We start from the raw sequence: 20,923 nt of genomic DNA, 5'->3' as shown, positions 1-20,923 counted from the left end.
ATGAACGTCTGCGCATAAAACTCCTTTGAAACTCAATTCAGAGCGCACTTCGATCTGATTGAATGAGATCGACGCTCTGATCGCAGTATCGGTTCGTGTCTGGCGAAGTCAAGCTTGCCCGGTTCTCTTATCCCACTCCGTGAGACCGAAGTCAGTCGAAGACTTCGCCCGGATAAACACCCCACAGGTCAGATTGCTTGATCCAGCCGCGTACGCCGCCCATGTCCACCCGACACCATTGACCGGTGCACTCACGCACGGTGCCGACTACACCCGGTTCGATTTCGGCAGCAAGTCCCGATGTGTCGGCGGCATCGCGGCGCATATTGATCATCGAACCCTGATTGTTCTTGAGCCAGGGGGCTGTGATGGCAGTTCGCTTTCCGGAAAGCAGCGACTGGTAGACCCAGCCTTCCGTGCCGTCCGCATCGCGGATACGACGCCAGTTGTCATATTCCTGGATGATCTCGACGGGCAGTCCCGCCTTCATGAAAAGCCATGAAACCGCATAGTCGCGCCCCGGACCGATGCGCAGATTGACGCGTGCGGGTTTAAGGCTGACGAAACGTGGCACGGGAAGTCCGCTTGCGCCGACAGTCGTGCCCGCGGGCTCTGCGGCCCGTGCGGCATGCCTGTGTGAAGCGCCAAGCGGCGCCAGAATGAGAAAAAATGCCAGAAAGCCAAGCATGGCTATCCAAAAGCGTTGCGAAAGTACTCTGTACAAACTGCGACCTCTCGCCGTCCTGTCACGACAGCACGGTAGTAGCTTCAGCAGTTTAAGGGGGCTGCGAGGCGACGTTGCCGTCCTGTTTTCAGATCGCACATCCGTCTGTATGGAACAGATCGAAAGCGACCTAATTGTTTGATTTTAAATGTATCTTTTCAGAAAATCGATGTGGATTTTCCAAGAGACACCTGAAGTTTCCGGTTTTTCTTTGTCTTTGCCGCTTCGCCTTGATAGAGATGTTCAGCCGAAGCAATATCCCATATTGCACCGCCTTGGTTAAGGAGGTCTCAACATGAAGCTTCGGTTAACGCATTTTCGGGAAAAGTGGGAGTCGGTTTTCCGCTGGAAATGTGCAGGAAATTTCTTGGAGCGTGCCCCGCCAGTTGGTTACAATACGGGCTGTTCCGGGGGCTTTGCTCAACGATGGGGTGGAGATGTCGAACAAGAAGAAACCGCTGGTCGTTCTTACGCGAAAATTGCCGGACCCAGTGGAAACCCGAATGCGGGAACTGTTTGATGCGCGTCTGAATATAGACGACCACCGCATGAATCAGCCGGAAATCATCGCTGCGATGAAGGAAGCGGACGTTCTGGTGCCTTGCATCACAGATGTCATCGATGCAGCTGCGATCGAACAGGCGGGTCCCAATCTCAAGCTCATCGCAAATTTCGGTAATGGCGTGGATAATATCGACGTCGCGGCCGCCGCAAAGCGTGGAATCACCGTCACCAATACGCCGAATGTCCTGACCGAAGACACGGCGGATATGACCCTGGCACTTTTGCTTTCCGTGCCTAGACGTTTGGTGGAAGGTGCCAATGTGCTGGGCGAGCGCCACGGACAATGGCCAGGCTGGTCTCCGACCTGGATGCTCGGACGGCGCATCTGGGGCAAGCGCCTCGGGATTGTCGGCATGGGACGCATCGGCACGGCTGTCGCCCGCCGCGCCAAGGCTTTCGGGCTTTCCATTCACTATCACAACCGCAAGCGCGTCAACCCTGAAGTCGAGGAAGAACTGGAAGCGACCTATTGGGATAGCCTCGACCAGATGCTGGCCCGGATGGATATCATCTCGGTCAACTGCCCTTCGACGCCTGCCACATTCCATCTGCTGTCCGCACGCCGCATCGCGCTGATGCAACCGACTGCCTATATGGTCAACACAGCACGCGGCCAGATCATTGACGAGAATGCCCTGATCGAGCTGATCGAACAAGGCAAGCTTGCCGGGGCGGGGCTGGATGTTTTCGAGAACGAGCCGGCGGTCAATCCGCGGCTGCTGGCGCTTGCCGAAAAGGGCAAGGTCGTCCTGCTGCCGCATATGGGATCGGCCACCATGGAAGGTCGCATCGATATGGGCGACAAGGTCATCATCAATATCAAGGCTTTTGTCGACGGGCACCGCCCGCCCGATCGCGTATTGCCGAACCGGGTTTAATTTTTCCGGCTCGCGGTCTTCGTTTCTTCGGCGTTTTTGCCGTCAATGAAACGAAGCACCGTATGCGCATAGAGACGCGGATTTTCGACCGGGACGCCGTGCCCGGCATCAGGCAGAATGATCAATTCAGCACCCGGTATCTGACTGGCGATGAACTCCGTATGTTCGCGTGTGATGGCCGTGTCGCGGTCTCCGATCACAATCGCCGTGCGCACGCTGATGCCGGACAAGTCCTCGTCCGTAAAGTTCGGCTCGTTCGCCCACAGCGCGTGGATTTCCTTGTCGATGCTCTCATAGTGGCGCAGTTCCGGTATCGGTTTTCCTTCGGCGCGGGCCTCGGCATAACCGGTATTGCCGTCAGGCGTGACGTTTGCCGCCTGCGCAAACAGGCTTGTCAGCCGTTCAGGATAGCGCATGGCGATGTCGAGGCCGATAATGCCGCCATCGCTCCAGCCGACTAGATCGACCTTGTCGATGTGGAGAAAGTCGAGCAGCGCCACATAGTCGTCGGCCATCAGTCCATAGGTGATCGGATCATCGGTGCGGGTGGAGCGTCCCTGTCCGCGACTGTCGGCAACGATTACGGTGTGGTCGCGCGCAAGGATCGGAAGTTGTGCATCCCATACATGCTGGTCGGACAGGCCGCCGGGAATAAGCAGGATTGGCGAGCCTTCGCCGACGATCCGGTAATACATTTCGATGCCGTTGACTTCTGCAAAGGCGGCAGGCGACGCGGGAATGGTCATGCGTGCAATTCTCTCAGGTGAAACGGTGGATGGAAAAGACAAAACAAAGCCGATCAGCAAAGCGGCTATCGTCAATGTGGTCTTCCCCTTCATGGATCCCCGGTCTCATTTTCAGGGTCTGCGGATAAGCGTCGGCAGATCGTAGAGATAGGCAATGCGCTTGATGGCGTCCTGCAGCGGTTCCAGCGTGACGGTCATCGTATGACCGCTCGCATGGATCAGCATGTCAGGCGAGGCACAGATGGCGACATGGCCCTTCCAGAAAACCAGATCGCCGCGCTTCAAATTCGAATAGGTCGCATCGGGTTCGATGATTTCGCCGAGCGTATCCTGCTGCATGTCGGAATCGCGCAGAACCTTGCGGCCTGTCACCCACATGCACAATTGCACAAGGCCGGAGCAGTCGATGCCGAAGCCTGATGTGCCGCCCCACAGATAAGGCGTATGAAGAAGGGTTTCGGCGACCGCCACATAGTCGGCTGCATGTTCACCGACTGGCGCAAGGTGGCTTGCGATCAGCGCCTCGCCGCTTTCCAGCAGTGCATATTTCGTACCGCGCGTTTCGGCTGCGCCGACGATGCGCACGCGAGAGCCGAGCGACAGTGCCTTGGTGTGCGGGAAACGCAGATCAGAGCCGGGATAGACGAAAGTACGCGGCACAATGACCAGATGTGTTTCGGCGCCAGCAGTCTGCTCCAGCGCGGCAGAGGAGACATAACCCGTATAGCCGTCGCGTTCTGCCTGGACCCACGACCAGCCGTCCATTTCCTCGAAGACACGAACGGGATCGCCGAAAATCATCTGTGTCTGCGGACCGCTATCCATACGCGGTTCAGCGCGCAGATCGACAACGGATGCGGAAACCTGCATTGGTGCTCCGGCGGTAAAACGCGCCGCTTCCACCTGACCGGTCAGCCGTTCGTCGGCGAGGTCGGGGCGATAAGCGTTGAGGCGGCGGTCGAGCATGGTCAAAGTGGTAACTCCCTGGCTTTGGCGATCACCAGATCGCCCAGTCTTTCAACATAAAGTGCACCGGCGACCGTCCTCTTTACTAGCACATTTCGCCGGTCTTTTTCATCACGATGCCGGGAGACGAGTTCAAGCGCTCCCATCGTGTCGAGCGCGCGGGTAATCACCGGCTTGGTGACATTCAGTTTTGCTGCAAGTCCCCGCACAGTATGCGGCGGGGGCTCCAGATAGATGGTCAGGAGAATGGCTGCCTGTCGCGTGGTGAGATCGGGCATCTCATCACGTACCTGTTCCAGCGACAGGGTTCTCAGCAATGTCAGCGCCTGCAACGGCTTCAGCTCAATCGGCATCCGGTTCCACCCAAATGGGGATTGTTTCGGAACCGTTTTATTCAATCCGTTTTCGGCGTTGCAGGCAAGTGGATTCAGCGCGCCGGGTAACGCTCCTTCAAAAGTTGGTAAAGAGCGCGAATGGCTTGCGCTTCGCCGCCGACCGGGGAAGCGGGTTTTTCGACCGGCACCCAACCGAAAATGTCGAAATGCGCCCATGCTTGAGCTTTTTCGACAAATTTGCTGAGGAAGAGCGCAGCCGTGACCGATCCGGCAAAGCCGTCGGTGGTGACATTGTTGATGTCGGCGATCCGTGAGGACAGTTTCTGCGCATAGGGCTTCCAGAGCGGCATGCGCCATAGCGGGTCTGCTGTGGAATCCGCGCTTTGCGCGATGGAAGCAGCAAGTCCGTCATCATGCGTGTAGAATGGCGGCAGGTCGGGACCGAGCGCGACACGTGCCGCGCCCGTCAGCGTTGCCATGTCGATCAGGAGTGCAGGTTCTTCCTCGTCGGCAAGCGCAAGCGCGTCGGCAAGAACCAGTCGGCCTTCGGCATCGGTATTGCCGATTTCGACGGTTAAGCCCTTGCGGCTTTGCAACACGTCACCCGGACGGAAGGCATTACCGGCAATCGAATTCTCTACCGCCGGGATCAATACACGCAGCCGCACCGGCAGTTGCGCGTCCATGATCATGGAGGCGAGGCCCAGCACATTGGCGGCTCCGCCCATGTCCTTCTTCATCAGCAACATGCCGCTTGCCGGTTTGATGTCGAGGCCGCCGGTATCGAAACAGACGCCCTTGCCAACCAGCGTGATTTTCGGGTCGCTTGCCTTGCCCCAGCTAAGATCGATCAGGCGTGGCGCAATAGCGCCAGCACGACCGACCGCATGGATCATCGGAAAATTCTTCTCCAGAAGCGCATCGCCTTCAGTAACGGCAATATCGGCTTTGTACTTGGACGCCAGTTCACGGGCCGCATTTTCGAGAGCATCTGGTCCCATATCGTTGGTCGGCGTGTTGATGAGATCGCGCACCAGCATAACCGCAGCGGCGATGCGGCGGATTTCCGCTTCGTCCACGCCATCGGGCAGAGCGAGGCGGATCGCCTTGCCATTGGCCCTGCGATAACGCGTGAAACTATAAGCGCCCATCAGGAAACCGAGAACGGCAAGGGCCGCCTCATCGACCGCGCCTTCGATATGCCAGTCTCCTTCCGGAAGGTTGCGCGCCAGCTTTCCGGCCAGAAGCTGCGACTGGCTGCCCTTTTCCTCGCTGCCTGTTCCGAAAAGCGCACCCGACACCGATCCGCCTGCGCCGGGGAGGACGAGCACACGTCCGGCTTCGCCGTCAAACCCGTTGGCCCCGGCCCATGCAATTGCATCGGCGGGAAGACCGGCGGTTTCCAGTCCGCCTTTCGGCGTAAACCAGATCGGACGGCTTTGTTCGGATTTTTGGGAAAGAAGTTCGACAGACATGATGCTCTTTCTGACCAGTAAGCGATGTCCGGCAAAAGCGCTGGGATTTTGTCGGAAGTTCATAAAACAAACAGATACCGCGCCTCCCGAAAAGTGTGAAACGGTTTTCGGATAAGATGCGCGCTAAAACAAACAGATAGCGTGATTATTGCCGCGCGGAAACAGAAACCGCAATCGCTATATTAACCAATCGTTAGGGTTAACAGATTATTGATCTAGCAGGAATTGGGCTTGAGGGTGAAAACCAGAGACTAAAGCATGTTGGATGCGCGACACGCTTTAGCAGGAGAGGCGGGATGCTGAATATCGTTCGAAAAGACGTTATCGCAACACGTCTTGGTTTCGCCTGCATTCTTTCAGCATTGGTTCTTTCCGGCTGCACATCCGTCGACCGAACCACGACCGGTTCGGTCCGCCGTGCGGCGACGGTCGCCACTTTCGATCACATGAACGACGCGCAGCTTGCTGCGATGGCCGGGCGGCTCGGGGCGCAATACGAGCGCAATCCGAAGGACCGTCAGACGGCGCTCAACTACGCCAATGTGCTGGCGCGCCTTGGCCGCAACGATCAGGCGCTTGCCGTCATGCGGGCGCTTGCCATTGTCTATCCGAAAGATCAGGCTGTTCTTTCGGCTTATGGCAAGGCGCTTGCGGGTGCAGGCCAGTTTGAAGGCGCACTTGATGCCGTTCGTCGCGCACAGAACCCGGCCTATCCCGACTGGAAACTGGTTTCCGCAGAAGGCGCCATTCTCGACCAGATGGGCAGGAAGGAAGAAGCGCGCGCGACTTATCAGAAGGCGCTGCAGCTTCAGCCGAATGAACCGTCGATCATCTCCAATATGGGGATGTCCTATCTTCTGGCAGGCGATGCACGAACTGCCGAAACCTATTTCAAGCAGGCCGCTGCCGCTCCGGGCGCCGACAGCCGCGTGCGTCAGAACCTCGCGCTGTCAGTCGGTTTGCAAGGCCGCTTTCAGGAGGCGGAAGCGATTGCCGCGCGCGAGATTTCTCCGCAACAGGCCAAGGCCAATACGGATTATCTCCGTTCCATGCTGGCCCAGCAGAACTCCTGGAACATGCTCAAGGACAAGCCGAAGGGCTGAGGCCTCTCTTAGTTTTCGTCATGTCTGAATGAACGGTTGTCAGTTGCCGCCAAACAATCCGCCCTGCGCCGAAATCTGGATGAAGGCCGGGCCGAGGATGACGATAAAGAGTACCGGCAGGAAGAAAACGATCATCGGCACGGTCAGCTTTGGCGGCAGGGCCGCAGCCTTCTTTTCAGCGTCCAGCAGACGTAAATCGCGGCTTTCCTGAGAAAGCGTGCGAAGCGCCTGCGCCACCGGGGTGCCGTAACGCTCGGCTTGAATCAGTGCCTGCGTTACGGACTTCACCGGATCCAGCCCCGTGCGATTGGCGAGGTTTTCATAGGCCTGACGGCGCTCCGGCAGGAAGGAAAGCTCGGCATTGGTCAGCATCAGTTCTTCGGCAAGCTCGACGGATTGAATACCGATTTCATCGGCCACCCGGCGAAAGGCAGCTTCCGTGGACATGCCCGATTCGACGCAGATGAGCATCAGGTCGAGCGCGTCCGGCCATGCGCGACGGATGGATTGCTTGCGCTTGGTTGCCCTGTTGGAGACGTAGAGGTTCGGCGCATAGAAACCGGCATAGCCCGCGAAAATGCAGACGAGCAAACGAACGAAGAAGGTTTGATCGGCAAGCACACCGAGCATGAAAATGTAGATGGCGGCAATCAACATGGCGCCGAAAGGCAGCACAAAGCGCAGAAACAGAAAGATGTTGAGAGGGTTTTGTCCCCGGAAGCCTGCTTGTCTGAGCGAAGCGATCGTCTTTTCGTCGGCAAGCGCGCGCTTGAGATCAAGCCTTTCGACGAATTCGCGGATGCCCTGTTTCTGCTGATGCCGCAGGCTGTTGCGGCGGTCGCTTTCTGCTGCAAGACGGGCACGCTCCCGTGAGCGAATGGCTTCGCGCTCGGTGGCGACCGATTTCATGCGTGATTTGAGTGCGCTGCCGCTCAGAACCGGCATGAGGATCGTTACTACAGTTGCAAAAACCGCAACCGTGATCAAAGCGCCGATGAGAAACTGCGGGTCGGTCAATTTTTGTGTGAGGAGAGAAAACATGTCCGGTGCCTCACATATCGAAATTGATCATATTCTTCATGATGAAGATGCCGGTCAGCATCAAAACGGCTGCAATGCCCAGGAGCATATGGCCGGTGGACGACGTGAAAAGCAGCGTCATATATTGCGGGCTCGTCAGATAGACGAGAACCATAACGATGAAAGGCAGCGCGCCGATGATCGCAGCCGAAGCCTTGGCTTCCATGGAAAGCGCATCGACTTTGGCCTTCATCTTCTTCCGGTCGCGCAGAACCTTTGAAAGATTATTGAGCGCTTCCGAGAGATTGCCGCCTGCCTGTGCCTGTATCTGGATGACGATGGCGAAGAAGTTGGTTTCCGGGCAGGGCATGGAATCGGGCATCTTGCCGACCGCTTCAGGGATTGAAAGGCCGATCTGCTGTGCCTCGACCACCTTCTTGAACTCGCTCTTGACCGGTTCAACTGCCTCACTCGCAATAAGTCTCAGACCGTCATTAAGCGGCAGTCCTGCCCGGGTTGCGCGCACAATGACATCAAGCGCGTTGGGAAATTCTTCAAGGAATTTCTTCAGCCGACGTTTGCGCTTCTGCAGCACGAACCAGCGCGGCAAACCGAAAAAACCGGCAATTGCGATACCTGGCAGGAAAAGCAGCGGCGCGCCGAAAATCAGTGCGATGAATGTTGCGAGAAACGCCGCCACGCCGGAATAGATGTAGAATTTCTGCAAAGTGAGGCTCAGCCCCGCCTGCGCCAGAAGAATGCGCAGGGGCGGATATTTCTGGTTCTTCTCGCGCTGCTTCTGCCGCGCTTCCAGATCCTTGATATTATCCTGCAACTGCTTGCGGCGCTTTTGGATGTCGGCGTTTCTGTCGCGTTCGCTACGCGTTATCGCCCGTTCTGAACCGCTGTTGCGCACGGTTTCAAAGCGCCGTGCTGCGTGGTCCTTCTTGCCGAGCTTTTCATAAAAGAGCGCATAGAACAGAGCCGCGCAGGCGACAACGGCGAGCACGATGAACATCACAATGCTGGCACCGGATCCTGTCATGTGTTTGCCCTTTCCATGCTGTCGAGCACAGAAGCAAGGCGGTTATCCTCATTATAATAGCGGGCGCGTTCCCAGAAGGCAGGTCGCCCGATGCCGGTCGAACTATGGTTGCCAAGAATACGGCCAGAGGCATCTTCTCCCTTGATATCGTAGAGAACGAGATCCTGAGTGGTGATGACGTCGCCTTCCAGCCCCACCACTTCGGTGATGTGGGTAATGCGGCGTGTGCCGTCGCGCAGACGTGCGGCCTGAATGATGATATCGACAGAACCGACGATGATCTCGCGCACGGTCTTTTGTGGCAGCACATAGCCGCCCATGGCGATCATGGCTTCCATACGGTTGAGGCATTCACGCGGACTGTTGGCATGGATCGTGCCCATCGAACCGTCGTGGCCGGTGTTCATGGCCTGCAAAAGATCGAACACTTCGGATCCGCGCACTTCACCGACAATAATGCGTTCGGGACGCATACGCAGACAGTTCTTAACCAGATCGCGCATGGTGACTTCGCCTTCGCCTTCCAGATTGGGCGGGCGGGTTTCCAGACGCACTACGTGCGGCTGCTGCAATTGCAGTTCAGCCGAATCCTCGCAGGTGATGATGCGTTCATGCGTGTCGATATAGCGTGTCAGACAGTTCAGAAGCGTGGTTTTGCCCGAACCGGTGCCGCCGGAAATAATGACATTGCAGCGCACCCGGCTGATGATCTGCAGCAGTTCCGCCCCGGCATTCGATATGGCGCCGAATCGCACCAGCTGGTCGAGTGTCAGCTTGTCCTTGCGGAACTTGCGGATGGTCAGGGTGGGGCCGTCGAGCGACAGCGGTGGCGCGATGACGTTGACGCGCGAGCCGTCGGGCAGGCGCGCATCGCAGATCGGGCTCGATTCGTCGACCCGGCGTCCGACCTGGCTCACGATACGCTGGCAGATGTTCAGAAGCTGCTGGTTATCGCGGAAACGAATGCCGGTTTCCTGCAGCAGACCGTCCACTTCGATATAGGTGCGGCGCGAACCGTTGACCATGATATCGGCGATGTCGTCGCGAGAAAGAAGCGGCTCAAGCGGGCCGTAGCCCAGAACATCGTTGCAGATATCATCGAGCAGTTCCTCCTGCTCGGCAATCGACATGACGAAGTTCTTGATGGCGATGATGTCGTTGACGATGTCGCGGATTTCCTCACGCGCGGCATCCGGCGCCATGCGGGAAAGCTGCGACAGGTCGATCGTGTCGATGAGTGCCGAGAAGACCTGCGATTTGGTGTCGTAATAGCTTTCGGTCTTCTCGCGCCCTTGCGTACCCGTCTGGGTATGGGATTTCGCCGGAGTACTTGGTACGGCTGCCTGCATGCGGGACGGTTGCACGACAGGCTGGGTCGGAGCAGGCATCGCAGCGGAACTGGCAGGTTTCGGCATAGCCGGTCGCGTTCCGCTTTCCGGCTTGTTTCCCGTATCGTTGCCTCTTCTGCCGAACATGATTTCCTGCCGTTACTTGGTCTTGCGTGCAAATTTGCCGAGAAGGCTCGAAATGCTGCTCTTCTTGCGCGGCTGCACATCGGCCCTGCCAGTCACGACATGCGCAATATGGCTGATGGCTTCGGCAATCGGACTTTCCGGATTGGTTTCTGCGATCATCCGGCCGTTGTTGGCTGCATTGCCGAAAAGCTGCGGATCGAAGTCTATAGTCGCGACAGGGTCGATGCCGAGCGGCTCGGCAAAATCTGCAAGCGCAATTTCCGGCCGTTTGGGAATGCCCATCTGGTTGAGGACGAGATGCGGTTTCACATCGTTCGGTCGCAGTTGCGCCAGTGTGTCGAGAAGGTTCTTTGTGTTGCGCAGATTGGCGAGATCGGGTGTTGCAACGATCACGACCTCATCGGCGCGCATCAATGTGGTCCGCGTCCATCCGCTCCAGCCATGTGCCACATCCAGCACAATCAGCGGAGAATTGCGTTGGGCAACATCGATCATTTCGGCAAAGGCGTCTTCGCCGAAATCGAATGTCCGCTCCAGGCTCGAAGGTGCAGCGAGGATTGAAAGGTGATCGTCATATTGAACCAGCAACCGGTCGAGATAGACCTCATCGATCCGCTCCGGCGAGAAAACGGCATCGGCGATGCCGAGCGTCGGGTCCTGATCGAAATTGATGTTTGCTGTGCCAAAGGGCAGGTCCATGTCTGCCAGCACGACATCGTGCCGAAACAGGTCGGAGATCGACCAGGCGACATTGTGGGCGATTGTCGAAGCACCAACGCCACCTTTCGCACCGATAAAGGCGATGGAACGACCCAGCGGTTCTGCACCGGGATCGAGAAAAATCGAGGAAACGATGGCCAGAATGTCTGCGAGCGAGACAGGTGCCACGATATATTCTGAAACGCCGCGCCGCAGCAATTCGCGATAAAGCCAGACCTCGTTGGAATGACCAATCACCATAACTTTTGAACCGGAATCGCATACCTCTGACAATTGCTGCAGTTCTTCTAGCAGCACATTGGGTTCGGACGCCGATTCGACAATGATCAGATTCGGCGTGGAGGCGGTCTGATAAAACTCGGTAGCCGCTGCAATGCCACCCATCATGACTTTCAGATGGGTTTTGGCCATGCGCCGGTCGCCGCCGGCGCGCTCGATTGGAATGGCGACGCTTTCGTTCACGCAGAAGGCCTGGATCGAAATGCGTGGAATGGGGCGCACATTTTCGAGCATGATCGGCGCGCGGCCCGTCTCGGGGCCTTGTTCTTCTTCCGCTGGTTCGAAAGCGAAGTTGCTCATGGCGCCCTCTTAATACTCGGCTTGCTTGCTGCGGGGTTCTTGCCAGTTGTCCGTCTGTGCCGGCGACATTTTCACGTAGCCCTGATCGCCGTTGAGACGTTCGGTCGTGCGGTCCGAATCGATTGGCGACATGACGCGTGGTCCCAGAAGATCGGCCGGATTGGCGATCTGAGCGGCAAGATTGTTCTGCGAGGCACAGCCAAAATTGGCGTAATGCTTGTTTTCAGGCGTGCTGGCGAGATCGTCCGGCCAGCGACCGCACGGCGTCGTGCCCGCCGTCATCGCATAATAGCTGATCCTGATGGGCGCTGCCGCTTCCGGGTTTTCAACGGGATAGTTTTCGATGGCGATGTTGTTTGCCTTGATGCCACCGCGCCGGAGCATAGCCGACACCTCAGTGCTTAACCGATAGGCTGCCGCCTGATTGGAGGTGCCAGAAGGCACCAGCACATAGAGCATGCCTGAGCCACCACGCCGGTAATTGGCAATAGCGCCCTGAACGATGCCACGCTGCATCGGGCTCAGCTTCTGGTCGGCTTGTGCAACCGGAATATCGGTAACCTGCTCCCGTTCCGCAATCGTGATCGGATGATTGGTACGATAATCGTCCGGCAAGGCGCCAACGGTGACATGCTGGCGGTTCGCACAACCCGCGAGAAGAGCCAGCGACAGGGCGACAAGCGCTGGTCGGGCGGAAATCCTGCAAAAGCCTCTGACTGAATATGTCATGATCTGTCCCCGCTCACTTGTAGATATAACCGACGACGCCGTTGTAGCGACCGGGCGGCAGTTTGGTTTCCATCGTGCCGTAAACCCGATTGACCTTGCCAAGGATGTATCCCGCGCCATCGCTGGCCGGATTGAGATTGTCGTCGGGTCGCGCAAGCTGCTGGCGGGCAACGGGGCGTGCCAGATAAGGTGTGACGATCACCACCAGTTCGGATTCGTTGCGGATGAAATCCTTGCTGCGGAACAGCGCGCCGAGGACCGGAATCTTGGTAAGGCCTGGAAAGCCGGAAACCGACTGGCGCACTTCATCGCGGATCAACCCACCGATCATCATGGAACCGCCGGACGGAAGTTCGACCGTTGTATCGGCGACACGCTTGCGCAGCGATAGAACACTTGCGCCAACGCCATCCATCTTGTTGGTGGTGCCTGCGCCTTCTGTCGTCGGCTCAGAGACAGAGGTTCTGATTTTCAGGCTGATGCGTCCCGGCCCCAGCACGGTCGGCATGAATTCGAGACCAATGCCATAGTTGATCTTAGCCAGTTCGTTGGTGCGCTTTCCGTCATCGTCATATTTGACGCTGTTGATGACATTATATTCGCCGCCGACATTGAAGGCCGCTTTTTCCCCGGAGATTGCGGTCAGGGTCGGCTCGGCGAGCGTCTTCATCACGCCTGCCGATTCCATTGCCCGCAGATAGGCGGAAAAATTGCTTGTCGCGAGGCCGAATCCGGTATCGGAAAGGTTGTTGCCAATGGCTCCGGCAATACTCTCGGAAATTCCCCCATAGGAAATGCCGTTCGAAACACCGCTGCCTGCCATATTGACGCCAAGCTGCTTCATGACGGAGCGGCTGACTTCCGCGACGGTGACCTTCAATGTCACCTGATCCTCGCCGACGATAGTCAGCATATTGACGATGGCGCTCGCGCGGCGGTTCCGGTCGGGATTGTTGATAGCAACGCCGCCGCCATCCGTTGGCGCGGACGCAGTCGTGGTGAACTGACCGGTTGTTGCTTCGCCACCGGAAACGAAAAGGCCTGCAAGCTTTGCGGCCTGTGCCGAATCCTGTGGGGTCTGCACCGTTCCGGTCAGCACCACATTGTCGTTGATCAGTTCGACGCGAATATCGGAACCGGGAATGAGGCGCTTCAGCTGGGATGAAATCCCGCTCACATCGCGCTCGATTTCGACATCGATCGATGCGACCTGTTCGCCATTGGGACCGAAAACGAAAATATTGGTCTGTCCGACCTGCTTGCCGAAAAGATAGATGCGTCGCGACGTACGCGTCACCGCATCGGCGATTGTGGGGTTGGAGACGAGAACGTCATAAGCATCCTGCGGAAGATCGAGCACGACCGACTTGTTGAGGCCAAGCTTGATCGTCTGCGAACGCTGCTGGCTGCCCACCTTGACGATGCCGGCCGCCGCCATGGCGGACATATCGGTGAGCGGCAGTGAGAAGGCGGCAAGCGCGCTGGTAAAAATTGCGACTTTTGCGGAATATGGGCGCACGCGTTTTGTCTTTCTCATGAGCGCGGTCCTATTTCTGTAACGCTGCCGGACTTGATGACCTTGACCGTTCCGCTGCGGGTCGGCGAGGAAACCAGATAGTCGGCCTGCTTGATATCCTTGTCCTCGACATCCTGTGTCGAGCGAAGTGCCAGCGTCAGGCGGTCTGCCATCTGCTGGGCGACGGTGATGATTTCGGCCTGTTCCGGCGTGACTTCGAGCGTCGCGGTCTGGCCGACCATGACCTTGCGGCCCTGCTCGTCTTCCTGAATGGCCTGATCGATGGCCAGAACACGCACATTCTGCAACACGGTTTCTGTGGTGAATGGCGTCAGCGATTTATCGCCATTGTCCGGCTTGCGGCGGGTCATGATGACATCGACGAAGTCATTGGGAAGAATGAAGCCGCCTGCCGAGCTTTCGGCATTGATCTGTGTCGCGACGGCGCGCATGCCGGGTGGCAGGATCGACGACATGAAACTCTGTCCCGGACCGATGAGCTTGGTCTTGCGGATCGGTTCGCCCGTGAAGAACTGCAGGCGCACGGTTGCGCCACTCAACTGATTGATGGCGTCGGGTTCGCTTGCGCGGGTGATATAGCCGTCGCTGACAGCTTCGGCGGGCCAGGGCTGCCAGCGCATCTGCGATGTCAGCTCTGCGCCGACACCGAGATTTTCGGTGGCAACCAGCACGTCTTCCAGCTTCATCTGCGGCGTTTCAGGCGCGACGACAACGGGAGCAGGCGGCGGTGCGGCGAGGTTCATGGCGATATAGCCAGCGCCACCTGCCGCAAGAACGGCCACTCCTAAAATGAGCAGTCGAGCTGATTTCATGATGTGCCCCGCGCAAATCCCCACGTCTTGATGACGTGTTCCAAAATTGCACTGGGAATCGTGTAATTATGGTTAATATAATCTTATTCGAATAAAGAAAGATTGGGAGTACACGCGAACGTTGCGCATAAATGCGCTTAAAATGCCCCTGCCATATAGGTTTTCATCGTTTCCCCGACTGGCGACAGTGGAAATGTCCAGAGACCGGCAGCGCCAAGTGCAATGCCGTAGGGAATGCCCACATCCTTGCGGGCGAGCGTTCCCAAGAAGGCATAGCGATCCGCCAGAAGCGGACGGGGGATCATCCTGTAGAGGATGATCGTGAGTGTCAGCACGCCGCCCAGGATCGAAACCATCACAATATAATCCATGAGGCTGGCATTGGGACCGAACCACAAGGCCGTCGCCGCAATGAGCTTGGCGTCACCACCACCCATGGCGCGCAGGCAAAAGAGCGAAAAGGTGATGATGAGTACGATACCGCCGACAGCCAGATGCCAGCCATAGTCTGCGAGGGAAATTCCACAGAACGGTGCGAGCAGGACAAAGCCCAGGGTCAGTCCGATGGAAACGCGGTTGCGGATGGTCATCGAGGTCAAGTCGGTGATCATGGCCGTCACCATTGCCAAAGCAAAGATTGCCGTCATGGCTGCTGCTGTCATTGCCGATGCCCCCGCGTCGCCTGTCATCCCATCATTTGGTCACCGTTTGCACGGAGTTGCGCTTTGATGATTAGCGGTTCGTCGCCTGTTCGAACTGTATGGCCGTGTCATTGAATTTTTCGCCGACATTGCCAGCCACGAGCGCGACGCCGCTGATGATCATTATGGAAACGAGTGTGCCGATCAGCGCATATTCGATTGCTGTCGAACCGGCCCTGTTCTTCATGAAGCGCGTCATCAATGTCGGCATCACATGCTCCTCGCTGTTCCGATTGCGCTGGTTTTTGGGAACGCGCTCTAATTTCGGATAAGCTGAAGCATAAGAGAGAGGAATTGTGGCCCTCTTAACAATCAGGGTTAATGAAGTGTTTCGACGCTTTCCGGATCACTGCAATCGCACGATTGGTTAATCTTTGGCGAATTGTGAACGCGGTCTGCACGGAAGGGTAGCGACTTAATTCTTCCTTCACCAATCCCCTTCATTCTTTGCTCATTATATTGATGGGGTTCCATTCGCTGAGCCCACTATATCTGCGGGGGAATGTCGCGTGACGCGTCGATTGTTTGCTTTGGGTGGCTTCGGCATGGTGTCTGCCATGGGCATTGCTTTCATGACGGTCTTTGCGGCCATACCGGCGTCTGCAGAAGACTACATTGCCCTTGAGACAAGCCAGGCGCGCATCTTGCGGCTCGCGCGGCCAGCCGACAGTGTCGTGATCGGAAATCCGTCGATTGCCGATGCCGTCGTTCAGGATGCACAGACTATTGTTCTGACTGGCAAGGATTTTGGCGTCACCAATATTGTCGTCATGGACAAGCAGGGCGAACCGATCCTCGACCGTGAGCTGGTGGTTTCCCGCAATGCACGCGGCACGACGCGAATTTACCGGCAGGCCGAAGTACAAACGCTTTCCTGTACGCCTTACTGCGAAAAAGCCTCAACGAAGAACGGCTTCGACGACAAGTAACGCTATTCAATCGTGAGTCCCTGTTCCGTTAACACTCTTTCAGGTTGTCCTGTTGTAACGATACTCCCAATCGAATTCATGTGAAGTTGGGTGGGGTTATGACTTTCCGGATTTTGGCGCGTGGCCTTGCAGGGGCGAGCGCGAACTTACGCCGTTTTGCCCGTGCACAACATGGTGTGGCGGCGGTGGAGTTCGCGTTGCTTATCGGTCCGTTCCTGATCATCATCTTTGCGACGATCGAAATCGGTATGAGTTTTGTGGCGCGTCAGGTCATATCCAATGCGACAGAGACTGTTGCACGCCGATTGCAGACGGGGCAGATCAGAGGGGCTCAAATCAGCGAAGGAACCCTGCGCACCGAACTCTGTCAGCAGATGCAGTTTATGGTCGCGCAAGGCTGCCCCAATCTTTCGCTCAATCTGGGAACCTACGAAGGCTTCGACAAGGTTCCGATTGACCAGATTCTCGATGGTGAGGGCAAGCTCACGCGGACAGGTATTATCGGGACCAGTGGAACCTCGACGATCAATCAGCTCAACGTGGTTTATGCTTGGCCCGTGCTGACAAACATCCTTTATCTGATCGAAAATCCACATGCAGCAGGGGGCACCATGCCGCTCTTTGCGACCCTCACCTGGCAGAACGAACCCTTCCCGAACTAAAACAACTGATGTGCGTTCCGAAAATCGCCTCGCACTTTTCGGAATGCATTCTGGAGCGATCGATTGCCATGCGTAATTGTCTTCGAAAATTCCTGAATGATAAACGCGGATTGGGTGCGGTTGAATTCGCACTGATCGCGCCCGCCCTGCTTCTGATTTATCTTGGCTCGGTTGATTTGGCTGACGGGGTCGACACGAACAAGAAAGTGTCGCGCTCGGCGAGCAGCCTCGCTGATCTGGTTGCCCGCCAATTGTCGGTCACGAAGAATGATCTGAACGATATGTTCAACATCAGTCGCGCGTCACTGCTGCCCTATGGTCGGAGCACCCCGAAGATAAGGATCACCGCAATCAGGATTGACGGAACGGCGAGGGCCAGCAACCTGACACCGGAGGTCGATTGGTCCTATGCCAACATTGCGGATTTTGCCGCCAAGAAGGGGGATGTCGGCGATATTCCGTCAAGCCTTCTGGATGAAGGATCGTATTTCATCAAAGTCGACGTCGAACTCGACTACAGGCCGCTCAATGCATGGATTTCCACGAGCATTCCGATGAGCGAAACCTATTATCTGGCGCCCCGCTATACGAACACGCTTCCCTGTACCAATTGCTGAACATCTTGGCATTGCGGACAAAACTGAACATATAAGGGCAAAGCCAATGCATGGCTCTTGTTCAGGATCAGTTTTCTATGCCCGAATTGCCAGAAGTCGAAACGGTTCGCCGTGGTCTGCAGCCCGTCATGGAGGGTGCGACCGTCAGCCAAGTCGAACAACGACGCCCGGACTTGCGCTTTCCCTTTCCCGACCGCTTTGTCGAACGGCTTTCCGGTCGGCGCATTTTGGCGCTTGGACGTCGCGCGAAATATCTGACGATCCATCTCGATGACGGCCTATCCGTCATCAGCCATCTTGGCATGTCGGGTTCGTTTCGCATCGAGACCGATGATGACGGCGGCACGCCCGGCGAATTCCATCATGAGCGCTCCAAACTGAGTGCGCATGACCATGTCGTGTTTCATCTTCTGCGAGCCGATGGCGCTCCGGCCCGTATCGTCTACAACGATCCGCGTCGCTTCGGCTTCATGCTTTTTGCGGAAGAAGGCACGCTCGATAGCCACCCGCTGCTGGCAAGCCTCGGCATAGAGCCGACAGGCAATCTGCTCTCGGGCACCATTCTGGCCGAACTCTTCAAGGGGCGTCGGACGCCGCTCAAGGCGGCGCTGCTCGATCAGCGGCTGATAGCTGGTCTTGGTAATATCTATGTTTGCGAGGCGCTCTGGCGCAGCCAACTGTCGCCCATGCAGACAGCCGGGTCTGTTGCGCAGAATCCCGCAATCATGGAGCAATTGGCTGCCGATATCCGCACAGTTATCGCGGAAGCCATTGCCGCAGGCGGTTCAACCCTCAAGGACTATATTCAGGCAGATGGCGCGCTTGGCTATTTCCAACACTCCTTCTCCGTCTATGGGCGCGAGGGCGAGCCGTGCAAAAACCCTGCCTGCAACGGCATTGTGGAACGGGCGGTTCAGTCGGGACGTTCGACTTTTTTCTGTGCCTCCTGCCAGCAATGAGGCCTTGAAAAAGAAGTGACGCCGGTCCACTTTGCCCGCCAACCAGCGAGAGCGTATCCCGAAAGGTGTGAAACGGTTTTCGGACAAGATGCGCGGTTCAAACCGAAAAGATAGAGCATTTCCCGTGATTCAGGAAAAACAGGAAACGCTTGATCTGTCCGAAGGAGGAGTTCAATCCATGGCCTATGAAACGATCATTGTCGAGACACGTGGCGGCGTCGGCCTCATCCGCCTCAACCGCCCGCAGGCGCTCAATGCCCTGAACCGCAAGGTTCTCGACGAATTGACCGAAGCTCTCGGCGCTTTCGATACGGACGGCAAGATCGGCGCGATCGTTCTCACCGGTTCCGAAAAGGCCTTCGCTGCCGGTGCCGACATCAAGGAAATGCAGCCGATCGATTTCGTGGATGCCTATCTTCAGGACATGTTCGCTGACTGGCAGAAAGTGGATCGGGTCCGCAAGCCGATCATCGCGGCGGTTTCGGGCTATGCGCTGGGCGGCGGCTGCGAACTCGCCATGATGTGCGATTTCATCATCGCGGGCAGCAATGCAAAATTCGGCCAGCCGGAAATCACGCTCGGCGTCATGCCCGGCATGGGCGGCTCGCAGCGTCTCACGCGCTATGTCGGCAAGTCCAAGGCGATGGATATGTGCCTCACCGGGCGCATGATGGACGCGGCGGAAGCAGAACGCAGCGGTCTTGTCTCGCGCGTCGTTGCGCCGGAAGAGCTTCTTGACGAAGCGCTGAAGGCAGCAGAACGCATTGCATCCTTCTCACGTCCGTCTGTGCTGATGGTCAAGGAAGCGGTCAATCGTACCTACGAAATGACGCTGAGCGAAGGACTCCGCTTTGAGCGGCGCCAGTTCCATTCGCTGTTTGCGACGGAAGACCAGAAGGAAGGCATGGCAGCCTTCATCGACAAGCGTACGCCGTCGTTCAAGAATCGCTAAAGCTTGTCTCCCTAAAGTGGGAACCGGTTTCGGGATAAAGACATGCTTGAAAAGACAAATAGATAGAGCAGTTTCAATGACTCGGTTTTAGCTGGAACCGCTCTAATTGATTGGCTGGTGGTCGAGTGACGGCCCTGACAAGAGCATCATGGGAGCCTTCCGGTCGCTTTCGGCGGGCTTTCAGGCCGGGTTTGCGGCTTTTTGATCGAGCTTTGGGGCAGAATCCACGTTGACGCCGCGCCAAAGCTGATCTATAAGCCCGCCACGGATCGGCGGCCCCCAGGGATCTTCAAGGGATTTTCTCGGCTGCCCTAGAGGTTTTGTGCCCGGCGGTTTTTGCCCCTGGCTAGCTGACAGAAAAAAGAGAGGCATTTATGGCCAATACTCCTTCGGCCAAGAAGGCAGTGCGCAAGATCGCTGCCCGCACCGAAATCAACAAGTCCCGCCGTTCGCGCGTTCGTACCTTCGTGCGCAAGCTGGAAGACGCTCTGCTGAGCGGCGACAAGCAGGCTGCAGAAGTCGCATTCAAGGCTGCTGAGCCTGAACTGATGCGCGCTGCTTCCAAGGGCGTGATGCACAAGAATACCGCTTCGCGTAAGGTGTCTCGCCTTGCTCAGCGCGTTAAGGCTCTGAACGCCTAAGCATTCATCCATTTTTATGGATTGTTTTCGAAACCCGGCTCATTGTTAGCCGGGTTTTCTTTTTTGAGCGTTTCTCAGAACACTGGCATTCTTTCATACCACCCTGAATTGTAGAGATTTTTCAATGCCTAGCTGGAATATTTCAGAGGGCGGTTAATCTCGCATGAGGCTATTTAAGTAGTATTTTCAAATGGTTGCGGATTATTATCCACCGTTATCCACAGGCGGGTTTAGGGACTCGGAAGGGGGTTTGAGTCAAGGAATATTTTTAAATTTATTTTTAGGAAGAACATATCAAGATCACCTAAAAATTGCCCCACGAAAACACATTGAATCCAAAGGTGTTATTTCGCTGGCGTCCGATTCCCTACTTTTGTCGAGTCCCCCTGCAAGGGCTTTCAGCAAAAAAATGTGGCTTTCTGAGGCTTGCCCTTTGCTGCGAGGCTTCGCTAAAGTCAGGGCATAAGAGGGGTGGGCCACCGGCCCGGAGTTAGCATCAAATAGCGAGTTTGTCGGCGTGGGCATCACAGCCCGCGGGTGTTATATTCTGGTCGTAAGGTCCTGTTCCTCATGGTTGTTTGCTTACCGTTCGTTAACCGGAATGCCGTTTTAGGCATGTCCCCGACAATTGAATGGTTGTGGCGGATTTCTTTCCGGGCAATCAGCCTCCGGTAAAAGTGTTGTGAGTCGTAAAAAGGTCGCCGGGAAGGAGTATCCGGGTGTTGGTCCTGATGGGACCGTTTGAGTTTGTGTT

22 protein-coding genes are annotated in these 20,923 nt (G+C 56.7%); 8 read left to right on the top strand and 14 right to left on the bottom strand.

Translation table 11 applies throughout. From position 1 onward, the window contains the following. Nucleotides 1–151 precede the first annotated feature (151 nt). On the bottom strand, nt 152–724 hold the full coding sequence (locus AC1RHM_RS18190) for an SH3 domain-containing protein (protein WP_029375824.1): 573 nt from the start codon (nt 722–724) through the stop codon (nt 152–154). A 437-nt stretch (nt 725–1,161) separates the two neighbouring features. Between AC1RHM_RS18190 and AC1RHM_RS18185 the strand changes: the two genes are divergently transcribed. Then, nucleotides 1,162–2,166: a 2-hydroxyacid dehydrogenase gene (locus AC1RHM_RS18185; RefSeq protein ID WP_010657789.1), complete on the top strand. Its 1,005-nt coding sequence runs from the start codon at nt 1,162–1,164 to the stop codon at nt 2,164–2,166. Here AC1RHM_RS18185 and AC1RHM_RS18180 read toward each other — a convergent pair. The 4 genes from AC1RHM_RS18180 to AC1RHM_RS18165 all read right to left on the bottom strand — a co-directional run bounded on the left by AC1RHM_RS18180 (nt 2,163) and on the right by AC1RHM_RS18165 (nt 5,688). Continuing rightward, a complete protein-coding gene (locus tag AC1RHM_RS18180) occupies nt 2,163–3,005 on the bottom strand; it encodes an alpha/beta fold hydrolase (RefSeq protein WP_010657790.1) in 843 nt (280 codons plus the stop codon). The two genes, AC1RHM_RS18185 and AC1RHM_RS18180, sit on opposite strands and share 4 nt — an antisense overlap. Before the next feature lie 18 nt (nt 3,006–3,023). Beyond that, a complete protein-coding gene (locus tag AC1RHM_RS18175) occupies nt 3,024–3,878 on the bottom strand; it encodes a C40 family peptidase (RefSeq protein WP_181152400.1) in 855 nt (284 codons plus the stop codon). Nucleotides 3,879–3,880: 2 nt separating this feature from the next. Continuing rightward, nucleotides 3,881–4,231, bottom strand: coding sequence for a MarR family transcriptional regulator (locus tag AC1RHM_RS18170; RefSeq protein WP_010657792.1), 351 nt, complete (start codon nt 4,229–4,231; stop codon nt 3,881–3,883). Between the two features lie 74 nt (nt 4,232–4,305). Then, nucleotides 4,306–5,688 (bottom strand): leucyl aminopeptidase family protein, encoded by a 1,383-nt coding sequence (locus tag AC1RHM_RS18165; RefSeq protein ID WP_010657793.1) that lies wholly within the window; start codon nt 5,686–5,688, stop codon nt 4,306–4,308. 296 nt (nt 5,689–5,984) lie between these two features. On the opposite strand from AC1RHM_RS18165, the gene AC1RHM_RS18160 reads away from it, so the two are divergent. Beyond that, the gene (locus AC1RHM_RS18160) at nt 5,985–6,791 is read left to right on the top strand and encodes a tetratricopeptide repeat protein (protein ID WP_010657794.1); all 807 of its coding nucleotides are present in this window, start codon (nt 5,985–5,987) and stop codon (nt 6,789–6,791) included. A 39-nt stretch (nt 6,792–6,830) separates the two neighbouring features. Here the strand turns inward: AC1RHM_RS18160 and AC1RHM_RS18155 are convergent, their stop codons facing one another. From AC1RHM_RS18155 to AC1RHM_RS18115, 9 genes are all read right to left on the bottom strand, one after another. Beyond that, nucleotides 6,831–7,832 (bottom strand): type II secretion system F family protein, encoded by a 1,002-nt coding sequence (locus AC1RHM_RS18155; protein WP_010657795.1) that lies wholly within the window; start codon nt 7,830–7,832, stop codon nt 6,831–6,833. Nucleotides 7,833–7,842: 10 nt separating this feature from the next. After that, on the bottom strand, nt 7,843–8,856 hold the full coding sequence (locus AC1RHM_RS18150) for a type II secretion system F family protein (RefSeq protein WP_010657796.1): 1,014 nt from the start codon (nt 8,854–8,856) through the stop codon (nt 7,843–7,845). Then, a complete protein-coding gene (locus tag AC1RHM_RS18145; RefSeq protein ID WP_010657797.1) occupies nt 8,853–10,331 on the bottom strand; it encodes a TadA family conjugal transfer-associated ATPase in 1,479 nt (492 codons plus the stop codon). The genes AC1RHM_RS18150 and AC1RHM_RS18145 overlap by 4 nt, the downstream gene beginning before the upstream one ends. Before the next feature lie 12 nt (nt 10,332–10,343). Beyond that, a complete protein-coding gene (locus tag AC1RHM_RS18140; RefSeq protein WP_010657798.1) occupies nt 10,344–11,630 on the bottom strand; it encodes a CpaE/TadZ family protein in 1,287 nt (428 codons plus the stop codon). A 9-nt stretch (nt 11,631–11,639) separates the two neighbouring features. Further along, nucleotides 11,640–12,359 carry a CpaD family pilus assembly protein gene (locus tag AC1RHM_RS18135; protein WP_010657799.1) on the bottom strand — a complete coding sequence of 240 codons (720 nt, stop codon included), beginning with the start codon at nt 12,357–12,359 and terminating at the stop codon, nt 11,640–11,642. Nucleotides 12,360–12,372: 13 nt separating this feature from the next. Continuing rightward, a complete protein-coding gene (locus tag AC1RHM_RS18130) occupies nt 12,373–13,896 on the bottom strand; it encodes a type II and III secretion system protein family protein (protein ID WP_010657800.1) in 1,524 nt (507 codons plus the stop codon). Beyond that, nucleotides 13,893–14,708: a Flp pilus assembly protein CpaB gene (gene cpaB / locus AC1RHM_RS18125; RefSeq protein ID WP_010657801.1), complete on the bottom strand. Its 816-nt coding sequence runs from the start codon at nt 14,706–14,708 to the stop codon at nt 13,893–13,895. The genes AC1RHM_RS18130 and cpaB overlap by 4 nt, the downstream gene beginning before the upstream one ends. A 137-nt stretch (nt 14,709–14,845) precedes the next feature. Continuing rightward, entirely contained in the window at nt 14,846–15,370 is a 525-nt protein-coding gene (locus AC1RHM_RS18120; protein WP_012090972.1) for an A24 family peptidase, read from the bottom strand. 70 nt (nt 15,371–15,440) lie between these two features. Beyond that, nucleotides 15,441–15,620 carry a Flp family type IVb pilin gene (locus AC1RHM_RS18115; RefSeq protein WP_010657803.1) on the bottom strand — a complete coding sequence of 60 codons (180 nt, stop codon included), beginning with the start codon at nt 15,618–15,620 and terminating at the stop codon, nt 15,441–15,443. A gap of 298 nt (nt 15,621–15,918) precedes the next feature. Here AC1RHM_RS18115 and AC1RHM_RS18110 point away from each other — a divergent pair, with 298 nt between their 5' ends. From AC1RHM_RS18110 to rpsT, 6 genes are all read left to right on the top strand, one after another. Next, complete coding sequence (locus AC1RHM_RS18110) at nt 15,919–16,338, top strand: pilus assembly protein N-terminal domain-containing protein (RefSeq protein ID WP_029375825.1); 420 nt, start codon at nt 15,919–15,921, stop codon at nt 16,336–16,338. Nucleotides 16,339–16,436: 98 nt separating this feature from the next. Continuing rightward, nucleotides 16,437–17,000 (top strand): TadE/TadG family type IV pilus assembly protein, encoded by a 564-nt coding sequence (locus AC1RHM_RS18105; RefSeq protein WP_010657805.1) that lies wholly within the window; start codon nt 16,437–16,439, stop codon nt 16,998–17,000. A gap of 68 nt (nt 17,001–17,068) precedes the next feature. Further along, nucleotides 17,069–17,617, top strand: a complete 549-nt coding sequence (locus tag AC1RHM_RS18100; RefSeq protein ID WP_029375826.1) for a TadE/TadG family type IV pilus assembly protein — start codon at nt 17,069–17,071, stop codon at nt 17,615–17,617. A gap of 77 nt (nt 17,618–17,694) precedes the next feature. Then, the gene (mutM, locus tag AC1RHM_RS18095; RefSeq protein WP_010657807.1) at nt 17,695–18,576 is read left to right on the top strand and encodes a bifunctional DNA-formamidopyrimidine glycosylase/DNA-(apurinic or apyrimidinic site) lyase; all 882 of its coding nucleotides are present in this window, start codon (nt 17,695–17,697) and stop codon (nt 18,574–18,576) included. Nucleotides 18,577–18,754: 178 nt separating this feature from the next. Then, entirely contained in the window at nt 18,755–19,528 is a 774-nt protein-coding gene (locus AC1RHM_RS18090; RefSeq protein ID WP_010657808.1) for an enoyl-CoA hydratase, read from the top strand. Between the two features lie 374 nt (nt 19,529–19,902). Further along, nucleotides 19,903–20,169: a 30S ribosomal protein S20 gene (gene rpsT, locus AC1RHM_RS18085; RefSeq protein WP_010657809.1), complete on the top strand. Its 267-nt coding sequence runs from the start codon at nt 19,903–19,905 to the stop codon at nt 20,167–20,169. The last annotated feature ends 754 nt before the right edge of the window (nt 20,170–20,923 follow it).

The sequence above is a fragment of the Brucella sp. GW823-FHT04E01 genome (genome assembly GCF_058796175.1).
This window is presented reverse-complemented; position numbering and strand designations above follow the sequence as displayed.

Excerpts from the sequence above, each read along its gene's own strand:
- AC1RHM_RS18185 (WP_010657789.1), top strand. The coding sequence starts at position 1,162 with ATGTCGAACAAGAAGAAACCGCTGGTCGTTCTTACGCGAAAATTGCCG.
- AC1RHM_RS18180 (WP_010657790.1), bottom strand. The coding sequence starts at position 3,005 with ATGAAGGGGAAGACCACATTGACGATAGCCGCTTTGCTGATCGGCTTT.
- AC1RHM_RS18175 (WP_181152400.1), bottom strand. The coding sequence starts at position 3,878 with ATGCTCGACCGCCGCCTCAACGCTTATCGCCCCGACCTCGCCGACGAA.
- AC1RHM_RS18170 (WP_010657792.1), bottom strand. The coding sequence starts at position 4,231 with ATGCCGATTGAGCTGAAGCCGTTGCAGGCGCTGACATTGCTGAGAACC.
- AC1RHM_RS18165 (WP_010657793.1), bottom strand. The coding sequence starts at position 5,688 with ATGTCTGTCGAACTTCTTTCCCAAAAATCCGAACAAAGCCGTCCGATC.
- AC1RHM_RS18160 (WP_010657794.1), top strand. The coding sequence starts at position 5,985 with ATGCTGAATATCGTTCGAAAAGACGTTATCGCAACACGTCTTGGTTTC.
- AC1RHM_RS18155 (WP_010657795.1), bottom strand. The coding sequence starts at position 7,832 with ATGTTTTCTCTCCTCACACAAAAATTGACCGACCCGCAGTTTCTCATC.
- AC1RHM_RS18150 (WP_010657796.1), bottom strand. The coding sequence starts at position 8,856 with ATGACAGGATCCGGTGCCAGCATTGTGATGTTCATCGTGCTCGCCGTT.
- AC1RHM_RS18145 (WP_010657797.1), bottom strand. The coding sequence starts at position 10,331 with ATGTTCGGCAGAAGAGGCAACGATACGGGAAACAAGCCGGAAAGCGGA.
- AC1RHM_RS18140 (WP_010657798.1), bottom strand. The coding sequence starts at position 11,630 with ATGAGCAACTTCGCTTTCGAACCAGCGGAAGAAGAACAAGGCCCCGAG.
- AC1RHM_RS18135 (WP_010657799.1), bottom strand. The coding sequence starts at position 12,359 with ATGACATATTCAGTCAGAGGCTTTTGCAGGATTTCCGCCCGACCAGCG.
- AC1RHM_RS18130 (WP_010657800.1), bottom strand. The coding sequence starts at position 13,896 with ATGAGAAAGACAAAACGCGTGCGCCCATATTCCGCAAAAGTCGCAATT.
- cpaB (WP_010657801.1), bottom strand. The coding sequence starts at position 14,708 with ATGAAATCAGCTCGACTGCTCATTTTAGGAGTGGCCGTTCTTGCGGCA.
- AC1RHM_RS18120 (WP_012090972.1), bottom strand. The coding sequence starts at position 15,370 with ATGACAGCAGCAGCCATGACGGCAATCTTTGCTTTGGCAATGGTGACG.
- AC1RHM_RS18115 (WP_010657803.1), bottom strand. The coding sequence starts at position 15,620 with ATGCCGACATTGATGACGCGCTTCATGAAGAACAGGGCCGGTTCGACA.
- AC1RHM_RS18105 (WP_010657805.1), top strand. The coding sequence starts at position 16,437 with ATGACTTTCCGGATTTTGGCGCGTGGCCTTGCAGGGGCGAGCGCGAAC.
- AC1RHM_RS18100 (WP_029375826.1), top strand. The coding sequence starts at position 17,069 with ATGCGTAATTGTCTTCGAAAATTCCTGAATGATAAACGCGGATTGGGT.
- mutM (WP_010657807.1), top strand. The coding sequence starts at position 17,695 with ATGCCCGAATTGCCAGAAGTCGAAACGGTTCGCCGTGGTCTGCAGCCC.
- AC1RHM_RS18090 (WP_010657808.1), top strand. The coding sequence starts at position 18,755 with ATGGCCTATGAAACGATCATTGTCGAGACACGTGGCGGCGTCGGCCTC.
- rpsT (WP_010657809.1), top strand. The coding sequence starts at position 19,903 with ATGGCCAATACTCCTTCGGCCAAGAAGGCAGTGCGCAAGATCGCTGCC.